This window comes from Propionicimonas sp., from assembly GCF_047606205.1.
In the GTDB taxonomy this organism is placed as follows: domain Bacteria; phylum Actinomycetota; class Actinomycetes; order Propionibacteriales; family Propionibacteriaceae; genus Propionicimonas.
Window position 1 is genome coordinate 1 of record NZ_JASGES010000079.1, and the last position, 18202, is coordinate 18202.

Consider the following 18202-nt stretch of genomic DNA (forward strand, 5'->3'; position numbering starts at 1 on the left):
CGGCGGGGCTCACGGCCGACCTGCCCGCCGGCGCGCGCGTGCTGGTCGCCGGCAGCCGGAACCTCGCCGGCCTCGTCGCAGCCGCCGGCTTCGAGGTGGTCGGGACGGCCACCTCGAAGCCCGCCGCCGTGATCCAGGGCTATGACCCCGACCTGTCCTGGCGGATGCTGGACGAGGTCGCCCTGGCGATCCAGGGCGGCGCGCGCTGGTTCGCGACGAACGACGACGCGTCCCGACCCACCGACCGCGGCCTGGTACCCGGCGTCGGCGGGGCGCTCGCCGTCGTCCGGCTGGTCGTCGGGCGAGAGCCCACCACCTTCGGCAAGCCCTTCCGCCCCATGCTCGCCGAGGCCATCCGCCGCACCGGAGCACGGCAACCGATCTTCGTCGGCGATCGGCTCGACACCGACATCAGCGGGGCCAACAATGCGGGAATCGACTCGCTCCTGGTGTTCAGCGGTGCCCATGGAAAGCGCGACCTCGTCGTGGCAGCCCCCCCGGAGCGGCCCACGCACATCGGCGCGAACGTCAGCGCGCTGCTTCGCGGCGTCCGACCCCTGGTGGTGCAGGACGCGACGGCGACCTGCCGCACCCAGGTCGCACAGGCCGGGGACGGACGCGTCCGCCTGCTCGGCACGCCCCGCACCCCCGAGGACCAGTTCGACGCGCTGTGGGCTCTCACCCACCTGGTGTGGAACGACCCGGAGCTCGACGCCTCGGACGCCCTTGCCGGCCTGGACCTCGTCCACTGACCCCGTGACCGAGCGGGTATCCTGCCCGCGACCGATAGGAGAGCCCCCTTGTCCACTTCCACCCGGCCCGGCACGGCCACGGATCTCGCCCTCGTGGCGGTGTTCGCGGCTCTGATCGCCGCCTTCTCCCTGACCCCGGCCATCCCGGTGGGTGCGGCCGGCGTGCCGATCACCCTGCAGACGCTCGCCGTGGTTCTCGCCGGCCTGGTTCTCGGACCGTGGCGTGGCTTCCTCGCGACCCTGCTCTACCTCGCGGTCGGCTTCGCGGGCCTGCCGGTGTTCGCCGGGGGCGCGGCAGGCCTGGCCGTCCTGGCCAAGCCGTCGGTGGGCTACCTGCTCGCCTTCCCGGTCGGGGCACTCGTCGCCGGGGCGCTGGCGAAGCTCTTCGTCGGCCGGACGGGCGCGACGCAGTACCTCGGGTTCTTCCTCGCCGGGCTTGCCGGGTCGCTGGTGATCCACGCGGCCGGCGTCGTGGGGCTGATGGTGGTCGCGCACCTTCCGTTCGCCACCGCCTTCCTCACCGACCTCGCCTACTGGCCGGGCGACCTGGCCAAGATGTTCGCGGCGGCCGCCGTCGCGGTGGCCGTGCACAAGGCGTTCCCGGCGCTGCTCGCCGCGCGCCGGCTCGCCACGGCCTGAGGTGATCCAGCTCGCCGGAGCCGGTGTCACGGTGGCGCTGCCCGCCTCGGGCGAGCAGCGCACGCGGGTGCTGCTGCACCCCACGACGCTCGACCTCGGGGAGCGCCGGATCGCCGTGATCGGCGCGAACGGCTCGGGCAAGTCGACGCTGCTGCGGCTGCTCAACGGCCTCGTGCTGCCCTCGACCGGTCAGGTGCTGGTCGACGGCCTGGACACTCGCAGGGACGGACGCGAGGTGCGCAGGCGGGTCGGATTCGTCTTCACCGACCCGCTCTCCCAGCTCGTGCTGGCCACGCCGGCCGACGACGTCGAACTGTCCCTGCGGCCGTTCCTGCGCGGGCGGGCGGCCCGGCGCGCGGAGGCGTACCGGCTCCTCGAGGAGCGTGGTCTGGGTCAGGTCGGCGACCAGAGCGTGTACGACCTGTCCGGTGGCGAACGTCAACTGGTCGCCCTGACCTCCGTGCTCGCCGCCAGACCCCGCATCGTGGTCGCCGACGAGCCGACGACCCTGCTCGACCTGCGCAACCGCGACCGGGTGCGCGCGGCCCTCGCCGGGCTGGAGCAGCAGGTCCTGCTCGCCACCCACGACCTCGAACTCGCCGCGGAGGCGGACCGGGTGCTCGTCGTCGACGGCGGGCGCGTGGTCGCCGACGGCGCGCCTTCCGACGCGATCGCCGCCTATCTCCGGGTGGTTCGGCCATGAACCTGTTCGGTCTCTATGTGCCCGGAACCACCTGGCTGCACCGGCTCGGGAGCGGCTGGAAGTACCTGCTCCTGCTCGTCCTGACCGTACCCGCACTGGCTCTCGGCCGGCCGGGGCCGAGCCTCGCGGCGCTGCTCGCGACCATCGCCGTCCTCACCTCCGCGCAGCTGGGGTGGCGTCGCGCACTCGCGCTGCCACCGGCGCTGTGGGTCCTGCTGGTCGTCCTCTCCGGTTATCAGCTGGCCGTCGGGCAGCCCGACCTCGCGGTGGTGGTCTCGGTCAACCTCGTCACCGCCGTGTACGCCAGCCGCCTGCTCACCATGACCACGCCCGGCCCCGTCCTGATCGACGCACTGGTCGTCGGGCTGCGCCCCTTCCGCATCGTGGGCGTCGACCCCGAACGCGTCGGGCTCGCTGTCGCGATCATGGTCCGGTCGGTGCCCCTGCTGCTGGACACCTTCGAGCAGGTCAGGCAGGCCGCCAGGGCGCGTGGGCGGGAGCGGAACCTGCTCGCCCTGATCACGCCGGTCGTCGTGCGGGCGGTCGGCCAGGCGCAGGCCACGGGCGCGGCGCTCGCCGCGCGCGGCCTGGGTGAACCCGGCGGCTCGTAGAATGAGCACCGTGACCGAGTCTGCGCCCGTCCCCGAGCCGCCCGTCACCGGCGTGCCGGAGATCGACGCCGCGCTCGCGGCCGTCCGGCTCGACGGTCCGGTCGCCGAGCATCACGCCGAGCTCTCCGCGGCCGTCGAGGTGCTCCAGCAGGCGCTGCGCTCGCCGCGCTCGTGAGGCTCGACAAGGCGCTCGTGGAACGGGGGCTGGCCCGCTCTCGCGGCCAGGCCGGTGAAGCCGTCCGAGGTGGCCGGGTGCACGTGAACGGGCGGCTCGCCGCGCGCCCCGCACAGGACGTCGACGGGTCCGACCGGATCACCGTCGAGGCCGTCGACCACTACGTGTCCCGGGCAGCCCACAAGCTGGCGGGAGCGCTCGCCGCGTCCGGAGTTCAGGTGCCTGCGCGCGTGCTGGACGCGGGTGCGTCCACCGGCGGCTTCACCCAGGTGCTGCTCGAGCACGGCGCGAAGACCGTCTACGCCGTCGACGTCGGGCATGACCAGTTGGCTGACGTGCTCCGGTGCGACCCGAGGGTCGTCGTGCGGGAGCGGCTCAACCTGCGCCAGCTCACCCTGGACGACCTGGACGCGGAGCCGGTCGACCTCGTTGTCGGCGACGTGTCGTTCATCTCCCTCACGCTCCTGCTCGAGCGGCTGTTCGCCGTGCTGACCCGGACCGGCGAGGCGCTGCTCCTGGTCAAGCCGCAGTTCGAGGTGGGCCGGGGACGCCTGGATGACCGCGGCGTGGTACGCGATCCCGAACTGCGTGAACGGGCCGTCACCGCGGTCCTCGAGGCGGCGGCACGGCTCGGCCGGCACGTGGCCTGGCGCGGTGAGAGCGGGCTGCCGGGTGAGTCGGGGAACCGGGAGTGGTTCGTCCACCTGGTCCCGGCGGCCACCGGTGTGGGTGGCCAGGGTTAGGGTGATCCCCGTGAGTTCGCAGCGGCGGCAGGTGGCCGTCACCATCCACCCCTTGCGCCCGGCCGCGCTGGAGGCGGCAGCCGAGTTCGTGACCGGCATCAACGCCCGCGGCCTCACCTGCCTTGCGTCCGTCGAGGACCTGGAGCGGCTCGCCGAGCGGGTGCCGGGCGCCGATCTCCGCGAACTGGACGGCGAGGACGGGTCCAGCTGCGAACTGGTCGTGGTGTTCGGCGGCGACGGCAACATTCTGCGGGCGGCGGAGTGGGCGCTGCCCCGGCACGTGCCGGTCCTCGGGGTGAACCTCGGCCACGTGGGGTTCCTTGCCGAGTTGGAGTCATCCCAGGTGCCGGCCCTGATCGAGCGTGTGGCGCACGCCGACTACGACGTCGAGGAGCGCATGACCATCGACACCGTGGTGAGAGCGAGCCGTGGCGGCGAGGAGCTGTGGCGCTCGTTCGCGATCAACGAGGTGTCGGTGGAGAAGCTCGCTCGCGAGCGGATGATCGAGGTGCTGGTGCGGCTCGACGACCGTCCGCTGTCGCGATGGGCGACCGACGGCGTGCTCGTCTCGACCCCGACCGGGTCGACGGCCTACGCGTTCTCCGCCCACGGGCCGGTGATCTGGCCCGACCTGTCCGCGCTGCTGCTGGTGCCGCTGAGCGCACACGCCCTGTTCGCGCGTCCCCTGGTGCTCGGCGAGCACACGGTGGTCTCGATCGAGGTGCTGCCCGGCGGCGGCCCGGGCGGCGTGGTGTGGTGCGACGGACGCAGGAGTACCGACGTCACCGGCGGGGAGGAGATCGTGGCGACCAGGGGCGAGCACCGGCTCCGGGTCGCCCGGACGTCCGAACAGCCGTTCGTGAACCGCCTGGTGCGCAAGTTCGGACTCCCCGTCGACGGCTGGCGGGGTGCTGCGGAACGCGATGCCGCGCATGCGCAATGAACTGAGGATCAACGCCGGGAGGTGGGCGTCGCCGTGCTCAATGAGCTGAGGATCGCCGACCTGGGTGTGATCGGCGAGGCGACCATCGAACCCGGCCCCGGCTTCACCGCGGTCACGGGAGAGACCGGTGCGGGCAAGACCATGATCGTCACGGGGCTGGCCCTGCTGGCCGGGGCGAAGGCCGACCCCCGGCTCGTGCGGACGGGAGCCGCGCGGGCCCTGGTGGAGGGTCGCTGGCAGGTCAGCGGCCGGGACGAACTGCTCGCGGGTCTCGGCGCCGAGGTCGAGGACGGTGAGGTTCTGGTGGCGCGTCAGCTGGGCGCGAACCGGTCCCGGATGAGCGTCGGCGGCGCGCAGGTCCCGCTGGCCACCGGGGCTGCGCTGGTCGGGGAGTGGGTGACCGTGCACGGGCAGTCCGAACAACTGCGGCTGGGGACGCCGGAACGCCAGCTCGAGGTGCTGGACCGCTACGCCGGCCCTGCGCTGGCGATCGAACTGGATGCGTACCGGGCCGACTACGCGGCCCGCAGGACGGCGGCCGCAGAACTCACCGAGCTGACCACCCGCTCGCTGGAGCGGGCACGCGAACTGGACCTGCTCCGGTTCGGGCTGGACGAGATCGCGAAGGTCGACCCGCAGGCCGGCGAGGACACGGCGCTCGCCGCCGAGGCGCGCCGCCTGCAGGCCGTCGACGACCTGCGCCAGGCGTCGCACGCCGCGCTGGTGGCGCTGGCCGGCGAGGAGGACGCGTTCGACGCCACCGATGCGCTGAGCCTCGTCGGGGCGGCGCGGAAGTCGCTGGGCCCCGCGGTCGACGCGGACCCGGACCTGGCCCCGATCGCCGATGAGCTCGCGGGGGCCGCCGCCGGGCTGGCCGACGTCGCGTCGTCGCTCGCGTCCTACGCGTCGGGGCTCGACGCCGACCCGCTGCGGCTGGAGTGGATCGCCGGACGCAGGGCCGAGCTCGCGCACCTCACCCGCAAGTACGGGGAGTCGGTCGATGAGGTGATCGCCTGGGCGCGGGACGCGGCCGGCCGGGTGACCCGGCTGGACGCGGGCGAGGACCGGATCGCGGAACTGCGGGGGAAGGTCGCCGACCTCGACAGTCGACTGGCCGCCGCGGCCGGGCGGATCACGGCCCTGCGCCACGCGGCGGCGTCCGAACTCGCCGGCCTGGTGGCCGGCGAGCTGGCGGCGCTGGCGATGCCGAGGGCACGGCTGGAGTTCGAGCTCACGCCGGGCGAACTCGGACCGCACGGCGCGGACCAGGTCAACCTGCTCTTCTCCGCGAACCCCGGCAGTGCTCCCGGCCCGCTGGGGAAGGTGGCTTCCGGGGGCGAGCTGAGCCGGGTGCGGCTCGCGCTGGAGGTCGTGCTCGCCACCGAGGCGAGGGGCGAGACCTTCGTGTTCGACGAGGTGGACGCGGGCGTCGGCGGCGCGGTCGCTCTCGAGATCGGACGCCGGCTGGCCCGGCTGGCCGAGCGCTGCCAGGTGATCGTGGTCACCCATCTCGCGCAGGTGGCGGCGTTCGCCGATCGGCACTACGTGGTCGCCAAGTCCGACGACGGATCGGTGACCACCAGCGGCGTCCGGCTGGTCACCGACACCGACCGGCTCGACGTCCTCGCCACCATGATGGGCGGCCTGGAGTCCAGCGACTCCGCGCTCGCGCACGCCAGGGAGCTGCTCGCGAGCGTCCGGAGCTGACCGTTGAGGTGTTCATGGCCCTCATTCGGCATGCGTCCTACAACCCCGACGCCCGGTGGGACCGCACCCTGACCCTGACGATCGACAAGGTCGTCCGGAGCGAGCGGTACAGCGACGGCAACGACGAAGACCCCTCCCTCAACCCGGTGGCGAAGTGGGAGACCCTGCGGATGCCGGAGGTCGTGGCGCTCTACCCGCCGGAGGGGCCCGCCCGGGTGCTGACGACCACCGAGTTCGTGACCTATGTCAACGAGGACGGCAACGGCCAGGACCCTGAGGACAGCTACCGGACGCCGTGGATCTTCTACGACGTCGGGGGCAGACCGGCCGCCGTGTTCGAGCACGACATTCCCTGAGCCGGCAATGCACCGACCTCGCCGTCCCGCGGAGCGTCGACGTGGTGGGGAAGGCCCCGCACCCTCTAGGCTGGAGGCCCGTGGGTAACTCGACTCAGACCAAGCATGTATTCGTCACCGGGGGAGTCGTCTCCTCACTGGGCAAGGGGCTGACCGCGTCCAGCCTGGGCAGCCTCCTGGTCGCCCGCGGGCTGCGGGTCACGATGCAGAAACTCGACCCGTACCTCAACGTCGATCCGGGCACGATGAACCCGTTCCAGCACGGCGAGGTGTTCGTCACCGAGGACGGGGCGGAGACCGATCTCGACATCGGGCACTACGAGCGCTTCCTGAACGTGCCGCTGAACGCGGAGGCGAACGTCACGACCGGCAAGGTGTACAGCCACGTGATCGCCAAGGAGCGCCGCGGCGACTTTCTCGGCGACACCGTGCAGGTGATCCCGCACATCACCAACGAGATCAAGGACGAGATGCTGGCCATGGCCGGCCCCGGCGTCGACGTCGTCATCCACGAGATCGGCGGCACCGTCGGCGACATCGAGTCGCTGCCGTTCCTGGAGGCCGCGCGCCAGGTGCGCCGCGAGGTCGGGCGCGACAACGCGTTCTTCCTGCACGTCTCGCTGGTGCCCTACATCGGCCCGTCCGGCGAGCTGAAGACCAAGCCCACCCAGCACTCCGTCGCCGCGCTGCGCCAGGTCGGCATCCAGCCGGACGCGATCGTGTGCCGCGCGTCCATGGACATTCCGACCGGCGTCAAGCGCAAGATCGCCCTGATGTGCGACGTGGACGAGGAGGCCGTGATCTCCTGCCCCGACGCCCCGAGCATCTACGACATCCCTCGGGTCATCCACTCCGAGGGGCTGGACGCGTACGTCGTCCGGCGCCTGGGCGTCTCCTTCCGCGACGTCGACTGGACGAAGTGGAACGACCTGCTCGAGCGGGTGCACCACCCCAAGGAGGAGGTGACGATTGCGCTGGTCGGCAAGTACATCGACCTGCCCGACGCCTACCTCAGCGTGTCCGAGGCGCTCCGCGCGGGTGGCTTCGCGAACTGGGCCAAGGTGAACATCCGCTGGGTCGCGTCCGACAGCTGCGAGACCCCTGCCGGCGCGGCGGAGGAGCTCGGTGACGTCGACGGCATCTGCGTCCCCGGCGGATTCGGCATCCGTGGCGTGGAGGGCAAGCTGGGTGCGCTGCGCTATGCGCGGGAGAACCAGCTGCCGGCGCTCGGGCTGTGCCTGGGCCTGCAGTGCATGGTGATCGAGGCGGCCCGAGACCTGCTCGGGCTGGAGGACGCGGCGTCCACAGAGTTCGAGCCCGACACCAAGGCGCCGGTGATCGCAACCATGGCCGAACAGGTCGCGATCGTGTCCGGCAAGGGGGACATGGGCGCCACCATGCGGCTCGGTGCGTATCCCGCGGAGCTGGTGCCCGGCTCGCTCGTCGCCCAGCGCTACGGCTCCACCCGGGTGAGTGAGCGCCACCGCCACCGCTACGAGGTGAACAACGCCTACCGCGACGACCTGGAGGCGCACGGCCTGCGGATCTCCGGCACCAGCCCGGACGGGCACCTCGTCGAGTTCGTCGAGCTCGACCGCGCCCAGCACCCTTACTACATCGGCACGCAGGCGCACCCGGAGCTGAAGTCGCGTCCGACCCAGCCGCACCCGCTGTTCGTCGGGCTGATCGACGCGGCACTGAAGCGCAAGCTGTCCTCGCGGCTGCCCGAGGACGGTGAGTGAGGCGTGCACGTCCTCGCCGCTGAAGAGGTGACCGACCGCCCGCTGGCCTGGCCGGTGGTCTCCCACCAGGTGCGAGGCAGCGGGGCGGTGTCGGACTTCGTGAACGACGCCGTGCAGGTTCCCGACGGTGGACTGATGAACCGCCAGTACCTGCTGCACCCCGGCGCGGTGGGCGTGGTCGCCTGGGACGCGGAAGACCGGATCGCGGTCGTCCGGCAGTACCGTCACCCGGTCTCGTTCGAACTCCTCGAGCCGCCCGCCGGGCTGCTGGACGCCGACGGCGAGAGTTGGCTGGCCGCTGCGCAGCGAGAGCTGGCCGAGGAGGCGGGGCTGCAGGCGGGCGACTGGCGCGTCCTCGTCGACGTGTTCACCTCACCGGGCGCGGGCCAGGAGTCGTTGCGGATCTACCTCGCGCGAGAGCTGGCTGCTGCCCCTGTGCCGGACGGGTTCGTCGCGCACGACGAGGAGGCCCACATGGAGGTCGCCTGGGCCGAACGTCGCGACCTCGTCGCCGCGATCCTCGCGGGCAGGCTGGAGAACCCGACCATGGTGTCCGGGGTGCTGGCCCTGGAGGTCGCGCGCCTGTCCGGACGGCTGGACGACCTGCGTGCCGCGGACGCCCCGTGGCCGGCCAGGGCCGCCCGCGACGCCCACAACGCGGAGCTGGCCGGACTCGATGGCCACGCCGGCTGAGAAGCTCGTCCGCGCCTACCTCGACCACCTGACCGTCGAGCGCGGAGCCTCCCCGCACACCGTGGCCGCCTACCGCCGCGACCTCGCCCGCTACACGGCCTTCCTCGCCGCGCGGGGGATCGAGGACGCGACGCTCGTCGCCGAGGCGGATGTCAGCGCGTTCCTCGCCGACCTCCAGGCACCCGCGGGCGGGCGCACGCCCCTGTCGGTCTCCAGCGCGACCCGGGCGCTGGTCGCCGTCCGTTCGTTCCACTCGTTCCTCGCCGCCGAGGGGCGTACCGGCGAGGATCCGGCGGTGGCGGTGAAGCCGCCGAAAGCCGCCCGCCACCTGCCAAAGGCGCTGGACATCGATCAGGTCCAGGCGCTGCTGGACACCCCGGACACGACGACGCCGGCCGGGTTGCGCGACGCCGCGCTCCTCGAACTGCTGTACGGGACCGGGGCGCGGGTCTCCGAGGTCGCCGACCTGGACGTCGACGACGTGCAGCCACTGCTGGGCGACCCGGACGCGGGCCTGCGCCTGTTCGGCAAGGGGCGGAAGGAACGGCTGGTGCCGGTCGGCTCCTACGCCCGCGCCGCGGTGCAGGCGTGGCTCGTGCGGGGGCGCCCGGCGTTCGCTCAGGCATCCGCGCGGCCCAGCCCCGCCCTCCTGCTGAACTCCCGTGGCCGGCGGCTCAGCAGGCAGAGCGCCTACGGCGTGCTGCAGAAGGCCGCCGAGGCCGCGCACCTCAGCGTCGATGTGTCCCCGCACACCCTGCGGCACTCGTTCGCGACCCACCTGCTCGACGGGGGCGCCGACGTCCGGGTGGTCCAGGAACTGCTCGGCCACGCCTCGGTGACGACCACCCAGATCTACACGCTGGTCACCGTCGAGCACCTCCGTGAGGTGTTCCTCTCGGCGCACCCTCGCGCCCGGTGATCCCGGTCGCAGTTGACGCGATCTGGCCAGTCTGTCGGTCCCACCGTTCTCGCCCGTCACACCTCGGCGCCAGAGCGGCCAGACCACGACATGTCTCAGTTCTGGTGCCTGCACCACCGTGACCCGGTGCGGCATGGCTCGCGGGTCGCGATCTGGCCACTCGAGTTCACGAGCGTGATGTGTGAGCACCGTGGGGCACTCGGAGCGGTCAGATCGCGACAGCTCGGGGTGATCGCAGATGCACTCTGGCGCGGCGGAGGAGACTTGTCGACATTTGGGCCTAGAGTGACCGGGTGAGCAACACCGATACCCCTGCCCTGATCGAACCCGACCCGACGTTGGCGGCGGGCGAGCTGGGCCCGACCGGGCGTCCGCTGCCCGATCTTCCGGAGCCGACGGCGCCAGATCCCGGCAAGCCGCGACGTGCCCTGATCATCGCGATGTGCAACCAGAAGGGCGGGGTGGGCAAGACCACCACGACGATCAACCTCGGCGCGGCACTGGCCGAGACCGGACGCAAGGTGTTGCTGGTCGACTTCGACCCGCAGGGCTCGCTGTCGGTGGGGCTGGGCGTGAACCCGCACACCCTGGAGACCAGCATCTACGACCTGCTGCTGAACAAGCACACCGTCGCCGAGGACGTGATCACGCACACGGTCGTCAATGGGCTCGACCTGTTGCCGTCCAACATCGACCTGTCGGCGGCGGAGGTCCAGCTCGTCTCCGAGGTGGCTCGAGAACAGACCCTGCGCAGGGTGCTGACGAAGGTGCGGCACAACTACGACATCATCCTGATCGACTGTGCGCCCTCCCTCGGCCTGCTCACCGTCAACGCCCTGACGGCGGCCGACAAGGTGCTGATGCCGCTGGAGTGCGAGTTCTTCGCCCTGCGCGGGATCGCGCTGCTCACCGACACGATCGACAAGGTCCAGGACCGGCTCAACCCAGAACTGGAGACCCTCGGCATTCTCGGCACCATGTACGACGCGCGCACCCTGCACAGCCGCGAGGTGCTTGAACGGGTGGTGCAGGCGTTCGGGGACACGGTCTTCCACACGGTCATCCGGCGCACGATCAAGTTCCCCGAGACCACGGTCGCCGGCGAACCGATCACCACCTACGCGCCGTCGTCTCCCGGGGCGGCCGCGTACCGCATGCTGGCCAGGGAGGTGCTCGCCCGATGCCCCGGCGCGTAGGCCTGCCCGGAGCGGCCGAGCTGTTTCGGCCGACCTCTGTCGCGGACGCCACCGGTGCCGCTGCCGGGCCCGCCGCCCGCAGCGGCGAGGCGCCGAGCGAGGAGGGCGCGGCGCCGCAGGGGTCGGGTCGGGTCCGTCACGACGAGAAGATCACCGTCTACGTGAGCAGCGACGAACTGCTCGCCCTCGAGCAGGCCCGGCTCACGCTCAGGGCCGAGCACGGGGTCGCCGTCGATCGCGGCAGGATCGTGCGCACGGCGATCGTGCTGGCGATGGCCGATCTGGCCGCGCGGGGCGGCGACTCCGACCTGGTCCGCGGTCTCGGAACGCCGTGAGCCTGCTCGCCGCGCAGGAGGAGTTCACCGTCCACCTGACCAACTTCTCCGGGCCGTTCGACCTGCTCCTGCAGCTGATCTCCCGGCACAAGCTGGACGTCACCGAGGTTGCGCTGTCGACGGTGACCGACGAGTTCGTCGCGCACATCCGGCAGCTCCAGGCCAGCCAGGGCGCCTCGGCGTGGGATCTCGACCAGACCAGCTCGTTCATCGTGGTCGCGGCCACGTTGCTGGACCTGAAGGCCGCCCGGCTGCTGCCCCAGGGTGAGGTCGAGGACGCGGAGGACCTCGCCCTGCTGGAGGCCCGCGACCTGCTCTTCGCGCGGCTCCTGCAGTACCGGGCGTTCAAGATCGTCAGCGGCTGGCTGGGCCGGACGCTGGCCGCGCAGGCCCGGCGGCACCCCCGTCCCGGCGGGCTGGAGGAGCGCTTCGCCAGCCTGCTGCCGGAGGTGGAGCTCGACGGTTTCGCCGACGTCATCGCGGTGCTGGCCGGTCGCGCACTGACCCCGAAGGACCCACCGCTGGTCGGCCTGGAACACCTGCACATGCCGCTGGTGAGCGTACGCGAGCAGGCGGAGGAGATCGTGCGCCGGCTGCGCGAGCATCCCACCGCGACCTTCCGCGCGCTGACGGCGGACGCCTCCGACAGGCTCGTCGTGGTCGCCCGGTTCCTGGCGCTGCTGGAGCTGTTCAGGGAGAAGGCGGTCGGTTTCGAGCAATTGACCCCGCTGGGGGAGCTGACCATTCGCTGGCTCGGCGCGGAAGTGGACGCCGAGCGGATCGGCGCCGAGTTCGACGAGGGTCGCACCGACGTCGGGAAGGACGAGAAGTGAGCGGGATCACAGGGGCCGTGGAGGCACTGCTGCTGATGGCGACCGAGCCGGTGCCCTCCGGCGACCTGGCCGAGGCCGTGGACGCACCGGTCGGCGAGGTGGAGGAGTGCCTGGCCGGGCTGGCCGCCTTCTACGACGAGACCGGACGGGGCTTCGAGTTGCGCCGCGTCGGTGGCGGCTGGCGCTACTACACGCGGGAAGAACACGCGGAGGTGATCGGTCGGTGGCTGCTGGAGGGGCAGCGCGGCACGCTCAGCCAGGCCGCGCTGGAGACACTCGCTGTGGTGGCCTACCTCCAGCCGATCTCCCGGGGCCGGGTCTCCGCCGTGCGCGGGGTCAACGTCGACGGCGTGATGCGGACGCTCGCCACCCGGGACCTGATCGAGGAGGTGGGTCGTGACGAGGAGACCGGCGCCCGCCTGTTCGGGACGACGACCTACTTCCTGGAACGGATGGGGCTGGTCAGCCTCGACCAGCTGCCGCCGCTCGCGCCGCACCTGCCGGACGCGTCCGCCCTCGAGGCAGAGCTCGCCGGGCTGGCCGGCCACGGCAGCGACGAGCCACTCCCGCTCGATGCGAAGGACGCCCCGGACGCGGCCGACCGGCCGCGAGCCGATCGGGACTCGGAGGGGACCGAATGAGCACCGACGGCATCCGCCTGCAGAAGGTGCTGGCCCAGGCCGGCGTCGCGTCCCGCCGCGCGGCGGAGGACCTGATCTTCCGGGGCCGGGTCGAGGTGAACGGCGAAGTGGTGCGGGAGCAGGGCCTGAGGGTCGACCCGGCCACGGCGGTGATCCGGGTCGACGGCAGGCGGATCCCCCCGCAGCAGGCGCACGAGTACGTGGTCCTGAACAAGCCTCGCGGCGTGGTCTCCACGATGGAGGACCCGCACGGGCGTCCGACCGTCGCCGACTATCTCGGCGAGCACGGCCGGCTGTTCCACGTGGGCAGGCTCGACGCCGACACGGAGGGGCTGCTGATCCTCACCAACGACGGCGACTTCGCCCAGCGCCTCGCCCACCCGTCCTACGAGGTGTCCAAGACCTACGTGGCCGAGGTGACCGGCCAGGTGAGCGAGGCCACGCTGAAGCGACTGCGCTCGGGCATCCAGCTGGACGACGGTCCCGTGCAGGCGGACCAGGCCAGACTGGTCCAGGGCCTCGGCGACCGGAGCCTGATCCGGATCACCCTGCATTCGGGGCGCAACCGGATCGTGCGGCGCATGCTGGACGCGGTCGGCCACCCCGTCCGCAAGTTGTCCCGGATCGCGATCGGGCCGGTGAAGCTCGGCGACCTGAAGCCGGGGGCCGTCCGGGACCTGACCAGGGACGAGATCGGCGCCCTGCTCGATCTGGTGAAGCTGTAGGGCGCGCGCCCGGCCAGGCGTCCGCCCTGACCCCCCAGGTGTCCCCACGGTGCCGTCCTGGACGCTCCCGGACACCTCGGCGAGCCCTCGGCGAGAATGGTCGGCGTGGAACGGGTGCTGGGCGTGGAGACCGAGTACGGGCTGAGCGCCCGGGCCGGCGGACGGCGGCTCAGCGCACCGGAGGCCGCCGAACTGCTCTTCCGCCCGGTCGTCGCCGAGCACCGCTCGACCAACGCCTTCCTCGGCAACGGCGGCCGGCTGTACCTCGATGTCGGTTCGCATCCCGAGTACGCCACGCCGGAGTGCCGCAGCCTTCGGCAACTGCTGGTCTCCGAGCGGGCCGGGGACGTGCTGGTCGCACGGTTGGCCGCCCGGGCGACGGCTCTTGCCGCCGAGCAGGGCACGCAGGTCAGGTTCCGGCTGTTCAAGAACAACGTGGACAGCTTCGGCAACTCCTACGGCTGCCACGAGAACTATCTGGTCAGCCGCGCACTCGACCTCGGGCCGGCGGTCGACCTGCTCACCCCGTTCCTGGTCACCCGGCAGCTGCTGTGCGGGTCGGGACGCCGGGTGCGGGGCGAGTTCCGGATCAGCCAGCGGGCCGACCACCTGCACGCCCAATTGTCGGCGCTGACCACCCGCGCCCGTCCGCTGGTGAACACCAGGGACGAGCCGCTGGCCGACCCGTCGCGATTCCGGCGGCTGCACGTGCTCGCGGGCGACTCGAATGTGGTCGAGCCGTCCGCGGCGCTGAAGGTGGGGACCACGGCCGCCGTCCTGGAGTTGCTCGACCGGCCCGAAGGGCCGGATCCCCGGTTGGCCGCGTTCCGGCTGGCCGACCCGGGCGCGGCGCTGCATCAGGTCGCCAGGGACCCGTGGGCGCCGCTCGACCTGGCCGACGGTCGGCGGCTCAGTGCCGTGGAGGTGCAGCGAGCGCATCTGGACCTGGCCGGTGACGCCACCGAGCCGCCGGTCGCCCAGCTGTGGGCGGAGGTGCTGGATGCCTTTCTCGCCCGCGATCCCGAACGGGTCGCCGACACCGTGGAGTGGGTGGCCAAGAGGCGTCTGCTGCAGGAGTTCGGGGATCGTCGCCGGCTCGCTGCCGACCACCCGAGGCTCGCGCAGCTTGACCTCGCCTTCCACGAGTTGGGCGGTCCGTTCGGGCTGCTGGAGGCGTCGGGTGCCGTGCGGCGGCTCACCGCCCCGGTCGACGTGGAGCGGGCCCTGGCCGAACCGCCCGGCGACACCAGGGCTGCGGCCCGGTCCGCCTTCCTCGAGGCCGCCCGTCGCCGCGGTCTGCGGCACACCGTGGACTGGCAGACCTGCACCGTGCACGGCCTGCCCGACGCCGAGGGACGACCGTCGGACTCGACGGTGCTGCTCACCGATCCGTTGGCCGCGCGCTCGCGCGAGCTCGACGACCTGCTCGCAGCGCTGGCCGGATAGGGAGCTGGACGGGTCGGCTCTCCTTCCCCGAACCGTCGAGCCACCGGCGGGCGTCACGCTGGACCTGATGGTCGGGCTGCCGGACGCGGGCACGACCACTCGAGCCGGGCAGCTCGCCGTCACGCACCACGCACTGCGGCTGGCCCCCGCTGCGGTGACCGCCGGGCATAGCAGGGTTCGGTATCCTCTCCGGGTGCCTCGTACCCGCGTGATCCCCGTCCTCGCCTGCCTGCTGGCGCTCGCCGCCTGCAGCAACCCCTCCGCCACCCCGTCGCCTTCGGCATCGGCCAGCACCACCGCGTCGGCGACGCCGACCGCTTCGGCCACCCCCACGGCCAGCGCAAAGGTGCAGGACTCCCTCGACGGGATCAGGGTGAAGGGCAAGCAGCTCAAGCAGCCGACCGTGACCTTCAAGACCCCGTTCGTCATCGACAAGACGCGCGTCGAGGTGCTCGACCCCGGCACCGGCTACAAGGCCAGCGCCGACGGCTACGTCACCGTCCACTACTACGGCGTCGACGGGAGGACGGGGAAGAGCTTCGACGAGTCGTACTCCGGGGGCACCCCGGCCACGTTCTCGCTCGCCCAGGTGATCACCGGCTTCAAGACCGGCCTGACCGGGCAGCGCGCGGGCAGCCGTGTGGTGATCGCCATGCCCGGTGCGGACGCGTACGACGCCGCGGGCGGCAACTCCGGCGCCGGCATCGAGGTCGGCGACACGCTGATCTTCGTCGTGGACATCCTGGACGTGTCGGTGACCCAGCCCGAGGGCGCGCAGCTCACCCCGCCGTCCGGACTGCCGACCGTGACCGGCGGCGCCGCCGACAAGCCGACCGTGACCATTCCCTCCAGCAGTGCTCCGAGCTCGATGTCCTCGACCGTCCTGATCAAGGGCTCCGGCACCAAGGTCGCCAAGGGCGACACGATCACCGCCCGCTACGTCGGCTACTCGTGGAAGACCGGCAAGCTGATCGACGACGGCTTCGCGACCCCGACCACCGGCAAGCTCTCCGACCTGATCCCCGGCTGGCAGAGCGGGCTGGTCGGCAAGCCGGTCGGATCCCGCGTGCTGCTCGTGCTGCCGCCCGACGACGGCTTCCCGAAGGGGAGCAACAACCCGCCGGTGGAGGCCGGGGACACGGTCGTGTACGTGGTCGACATCCTGTTCACCACGGCGAGCGCGGAGTAGCCCGGCCGCTGCCCGACGGCGGGGCGATCAGGGGTCGCCGGCGCGTGACGTCTCCCCCCCGAACTCGGTGTGAAACGTGCCCCGTTGAGTTGGTCGGCCCTCCACGCCGGGCTCAGCCGACGACCCACGGCTCGCGCGGCAGCAGCGCCGGATCGAACCGCTGCTGCAGTCCGGCGGCGGTGACCTGCTCGCCGGGATCGGCGAGATCGAGCGACACGGCGAGCAGGCCCAGCACGGCCCGCGGCCCCAGCCCGAGGGCCGCCTGGTCGGCCAGGGTGACTGCTCCGTCCCGCTTGGCAAGCCGGTCCCCCCGCGCGTTCACGGCCAGCGGGACGTGCGCGTACAGCGGGGGCTCGCCCCCCAGTTGCCGGGCCAGCCACGCCTGGCGTGGGGAGGAGGAGAGCAGGTCGTCGCCGCGGCACACCTGGTCGATGCCCATCGCCAGGTCGTCGACGACGACGGCGAGGTTGTAGGCGGCCACGCCGTCGTTGCGGACCACCACGAAGTCGTCGACGACCCCGCTGACCTGGCCGGCCCACAGATCCACCACCGTGCTGTTCGCCCCGCCCGCGCGGACCCGCAGCGCCGGCGCCCGGGTCGCCTCCCGTTCGGCCCGGTGGGACGCGGACAGCCGCAGGCACGTGCCGGGGTAGGGCCGGTAGCCGTCCCCGTGCGGGGCGGACGCGGCCTCGGCGATCTCGCGGCGGGTGCAGTAGCAGGGATAGGTGTCCAGCGCCGACACGGCCTCGGCATAGGCGGAGGTCCTGCGGGACTGCCACACGACCGGAGGGTCGATGTCGAGACCGAGGGCGGCGAGGTCGCGCTGCTGGCGCTCGGCGACCTCGCCCGCCGCCCTCACCCGCTGGGTGTCCAGGTCCTCGATCCGCAGCCGGAAGGCGCGCCCGGTGGAGCGGGCGAGCAGCCAGGCGACGAGTGCGGTGCGCAGGTTCCCCAGGTGCAGGTCGGAGGTGGGGCTCGGGGCGAAGCGTCCGGCCACCGGCAACCTCCCGCGGAGTAGTGGATGTGCGCGTTTCAGTCAACCAGATCCGGTAACGTCACCGGGGTGGCGCCCCGCAAGTCCGAACGGATCATGAACCTCGCGATCTGTCTGCTGATGGCGCGCCGCTTCATCGAGAAGGCGCAGATCCGCCAGGTCGTCGAGGGCTACCACGACCTCAGCGACGCGGCGTTCGAGCGCACCTTCGAGCGGGACAAGGACGACCTGCGCGCGATGGGGGTCCCGGTCGAGACCGGCAGCAACAACGCGTTCTTCCCCGACGAGGTCGGCTACCGGATCAACCGGATGGATTTCGAGCTGCCCGCCATCGAGTTCACCTCTGCGGAGACGGCGGCGCTGGGCCTGGCCGCCACCGTGTGGGAGTCGGCGACCCAGGCCGAACAGGCGGTGACGGCGCTGGCCAAGCTGAGGGCGGCGGGGGTCGATCCTGACCCTGCCCGGCTGGCCGCCCTGTCGCCGTCCCTGGAGGCGAGAGAGCCGGCCTTCGCCAGCATCTGGGAGGCAACGATCGCCCGGATCCCGATCCGGTTCGGGTACAAGGGGGAGCAGCGCCAGGTCGAGCCGTGGGCGATGACCTACCGCCGCGGCGCCTGGTATCTGCTGGGGCGCGACCGGGACAAGGACGCACCGCGCGTGTTCAAGGTGGCCCGGGTCGACGGCCCGGCGCAGCGCCTCCGGCGTCCGGGTGGGTACACCGTGCCAGATATCGACATCGAGGCGGCGTGGCTGAGCCTCGAGCCCGGGCGTCCGGACGCCGAGGCACTGCTCGCGATCCGGCCGGGTCGGGCGCCGCAGCTGCGCCGACGCGGCCGCCCCGCGGAGGCGACGACCGGCGC

General features: G+C 72.3%; 21 protein-coding genes. 20 read left to right on the forward strand and 1 reads right to left on the reverse strand.

Going from position 1 to position 18202, the window contains the following annotated elements; genetic code table 11:
• The 19 genes from QM633_RS05225 to QM633_RS05315 all read left to right on the forward strand — a co-directional run.
• Positions 1–752, forward strand: a 752-nt coding sequence (locus QM633_RS05225; RefSeq protein ID WP_415152672.1) for an HAD-IIA family hydrolase, incomplete at its 5' end; no start/stop codon positions are given.
• Positions 753–800: 48 nt separating this feature from the next.
• The gene (locus QM633_RS05230; RefSeq protein ID WP_415152673.1) at positions 801–1391 is read left to right on the forward strand and encodes a biotin transporter BioY; all 591 of its coding nucleotides are present in this window, start codon (positions 801–803) and stop codon (positions 1389–1391) included.
• A 1-nt stretch (position 1392) separates the two neighbouring features.
• Positions 1393–2094, forward strand: coding sequence for an energy-coupling factor ABC transporter ATP-binding protein (locus tag QM633_RS05235; protein ID WP_415152674.1), 702 nt, complete (start codon positions 1393–1395; stop codon positions 2092–2094).
• Entirely contained in the window at positions 2091–2705 is a 615-nt protein-coding gene (locus QM633_RS05240) for an energy-coupling factor transporter transmembrane component T family protein (protein WP_415152675.1), read from the forward strand. The genes QM633_RS05235 and QM633_RS05240 overlap by 4 nt, the downstream gene beginning before the upstream one ends.
• Positions 2706–2715: 10 nt before the next feature.
• Positions 2716–2880 carry a hypothetical protein gene (locus QM633_RS05245; protein ID WP_415152676.1) on the forward strand — a complete coding sequence of 55 codons (165 nt, stop codon included), beginning with the start codon at positions 2716–2718 and terminating at the stop codon, positions 2878–2880.
• Complete coding sequence (locus QM633_RS05250) at positions 2877–3623, forward strand: TlyA family RNA methyltransferase (protein WP_415152677.1); 747 nt, start codon at positions 2877–2879, stop codon at positions 3621–3623. The genes QM633_RS05245 and QM633_RS05250 overlap by 4 nt, the downstream gene beginning before the upstream one ends.
• Before the next feature lie 10 nt (positions 3624–3633).
• Positions 3634–4566 carry an NAD kinase gene (locus QM633_RS05255; protein ID WP_415152678.1) on the forward strand — a complete coding sequence of 311 codons (933 nt, stop codon included), beginning with the start codon at positions 3634–3636 and terminating at the stop codon, positions 4564–4566.
• 21 nt (positions 4567–4587) lie between these two features.
• Complete coding sequence (recN, locus tag QM633_RS05260; protein WP_415152679.1) at positions 4588–6273, forward strand: DNA repair protein RecN; 1686 nt, start codon at positions 4588–4590, stop codon at positions 6271–6273.
• A gap of 14 nt (positions 6274–6287) precedes the next feature.
• Positions 6288–6629, forward strand: coding sequence for a hypothetical protein (locus QM633_RS05265; protein WP_415152680.1), 342 nt, complete (start codon positions 6288–6290; stop codon positions 6627–6629).
• A gap of 80 nt (positions 6630–6709) precedes the next feature.
• Positions 6710–8371 carry a CTP synthase gene (locus QM633_RS05270; RefSeq protein WP_415152681.1) on the forward strand — a complete coding sequence of 554 codons (1662 nt, stop codon included), beginning with the start codon at positions 6710–6712 and terminating at the stop codon, positions 8369–8371.
• A gap of 3 nt (positions 8372–8374) precedes the next feature.
• Positions 8375–9064, forward strand: coding sequence for an NUDIX domain-containing protein (locus QM633_RS05275; protein ID WP_415152682.1), 690 nt, complete (start codon positions 8375–8377; stop codon positions 9062–9064).
• Positions 9048–9983, forward strand: a complete 936-nt coding sequence (locus QM633_RS05280; RefSeq protein WP_415152683.1) for a site-specific tyrosine recombinase XerD — start codon at positions 9048–9050, stop codon at positions 9981–9983. The genes QM633_RS05275 and QM633_RS05280 overlap by 17 nt, the downstream gene beginning before the upstream one ends.
• A gap of 293 nt (positions 9984–10276) precedes the next feature.
• The gene (locus QM633_RS05285; protein ID WP_415152684.1) at positions 10277–11179 is read left to right on the forward strand and encodes a ParA family protein; all 903 of its coding nucleotides are present in this window, start codon (positions 10277–10279) and stop codon (positions 11177–11179) included.
• Positions 11164–11514, forward strand: coding sequence for a hypothetical protein (locus QM633_RS05290; protein ID WP_415152685.1), 351 nt, complete (start codon positions 11164–11166; stop codon positions 11512–11514). Before QM633_RS05285 ends, QM633_RS05290 begins: the two co-directional genes overlap by 16 nt.
• Entirely contained in the window at positions 11511–12347 is an 837-nt protein-coding gene (locus QM633_RS05295; RefSeq protein WP_415152686.1) for a segregation and condensation protein A, read from the forward strand. The genes QM633_RS05290 and QM633_RS05295 overlap by 4 nt, the downstream gene beginning before the upstream one ends.
• The gene (gene scpB / locus QM633_RS05300) at positions 12344–12988 is read left to right on the forward strand and encodes an SMC-Scp complex subunit ScpB (RefSeq protein WP_415152687.1); all 645 of its coding nucleotides are present in this window, start codon (positions 12344–12346) and stop codon (positions 12986–12988) included. The genes QM633_RS05295 and scpB overlap by 4 nt, the downstream gene beginning before the upstream one ends.
• Positions 12985–13713 (forward strand): pseudouridine synthase, encoded by a 729-nt coding sequence (locus QM633_RS05305; RefSeq protein WP_415152688.1) that lies wholly within the window; start codon positions 12985–12987, stop codon positions 13711–13713. Before scpB ends, QM633_RS05305 begins: the two co-directional genes overlap by 4 nt.
• A 105-nt stretch (positions 13714–13818) precedes the next feature.
• Positions 13819–15159: a proteasome accessory factor PafA2 family protein gene (locus tag QM633_RS05310; protein WP_415152690.1), complete on the forward strand. Its 1341-nt coding sequence runs from the start codon at positions 13819–13821 to the stop codon at positions 15157–15159.
• Positions 15160–15352: 193 nt separating this feature from the next.
• Positions 15353–16348 carry an FKBP-type peptidyl-prolyl cis-trans isomerase gene (locus QM633_RS05315; protein ID WP_415152691.1) on the forward strand — a complete coding sequence of 332 codons (996 nt, stop codon included), beginning with the start codon at positions 15353–15355 and terminating at the stop codon, positions 16346–16348.
• 112 nt (positions 16349–16460) lie between these two features.
• On the opposite strand, the gene gluQRS is transcribed toward QM633_RS05315, so the two are convergent.
• On the reverse strand, positions 16461–17345 hold the full coding sequence (gene gluQRS, locus QM633_RS05320; protein WP_415152692.1) for a tRNA glutamyl-Q(34) synthetase GluQRS: 885 nt from the start codon (positions 17343–17345) through the stop codon (positions 16461–16463).
• Positions 17346–17411: 66 nt separating this feature from the next.
• Here gluQRS and QM633_RS05325 point away from each other — a divergent pair.
• Positions 17412–18202 (forward strand): helix-turn-helix transcriptional regulator (locus tag QM633_RS05325; RefSeq protein ID WP_415152693.1); only part of this gene is annotated, 791 nt, incomplete at its 3' end.

What these genes read in the sequence shown, in the direction of transcription:
- QM633_RS05240 (WP_415152675.1), top strand. Translation starts at nt 2,091, where the DNA reads ATGAACCTGTTCGGTCTCTATGTGCCCGGAACCACCTGGCTGCACCGG.
- QM633_RS05265 (WP_415152680.1), top strand. Translation starts at nt 6,288, where the DNA reads ATGGCCCTCATTCGGCATGCGTCCTACAACCCCGACGCCCGGTGGGAC.
- QM633_RS05280 (WP_415152683.1), top strand. Translation starts at nt 9,048, where the DNA reads ATGGCCACGCCGGCTGAGAAGCTCGTCCGCGCCTACCTCGACCACCTG.
- QM633_RS05290 (WP_415152685.1), top strand. Translation starts at nt 11,164, where the DNA reads ATGCCCCGGCGCGTAGGCCTGCCCGGAGCGGCCGAGCTGTTTCGGCCG.
- QM633_RS05305 (WP_415152688.1), top strand. Translation starts at nt 12,985, where the DNA reads ATGAGCACCGACGGCATCCGCCTGCAGAAGGTGCTGGCCCAGGCCGGC.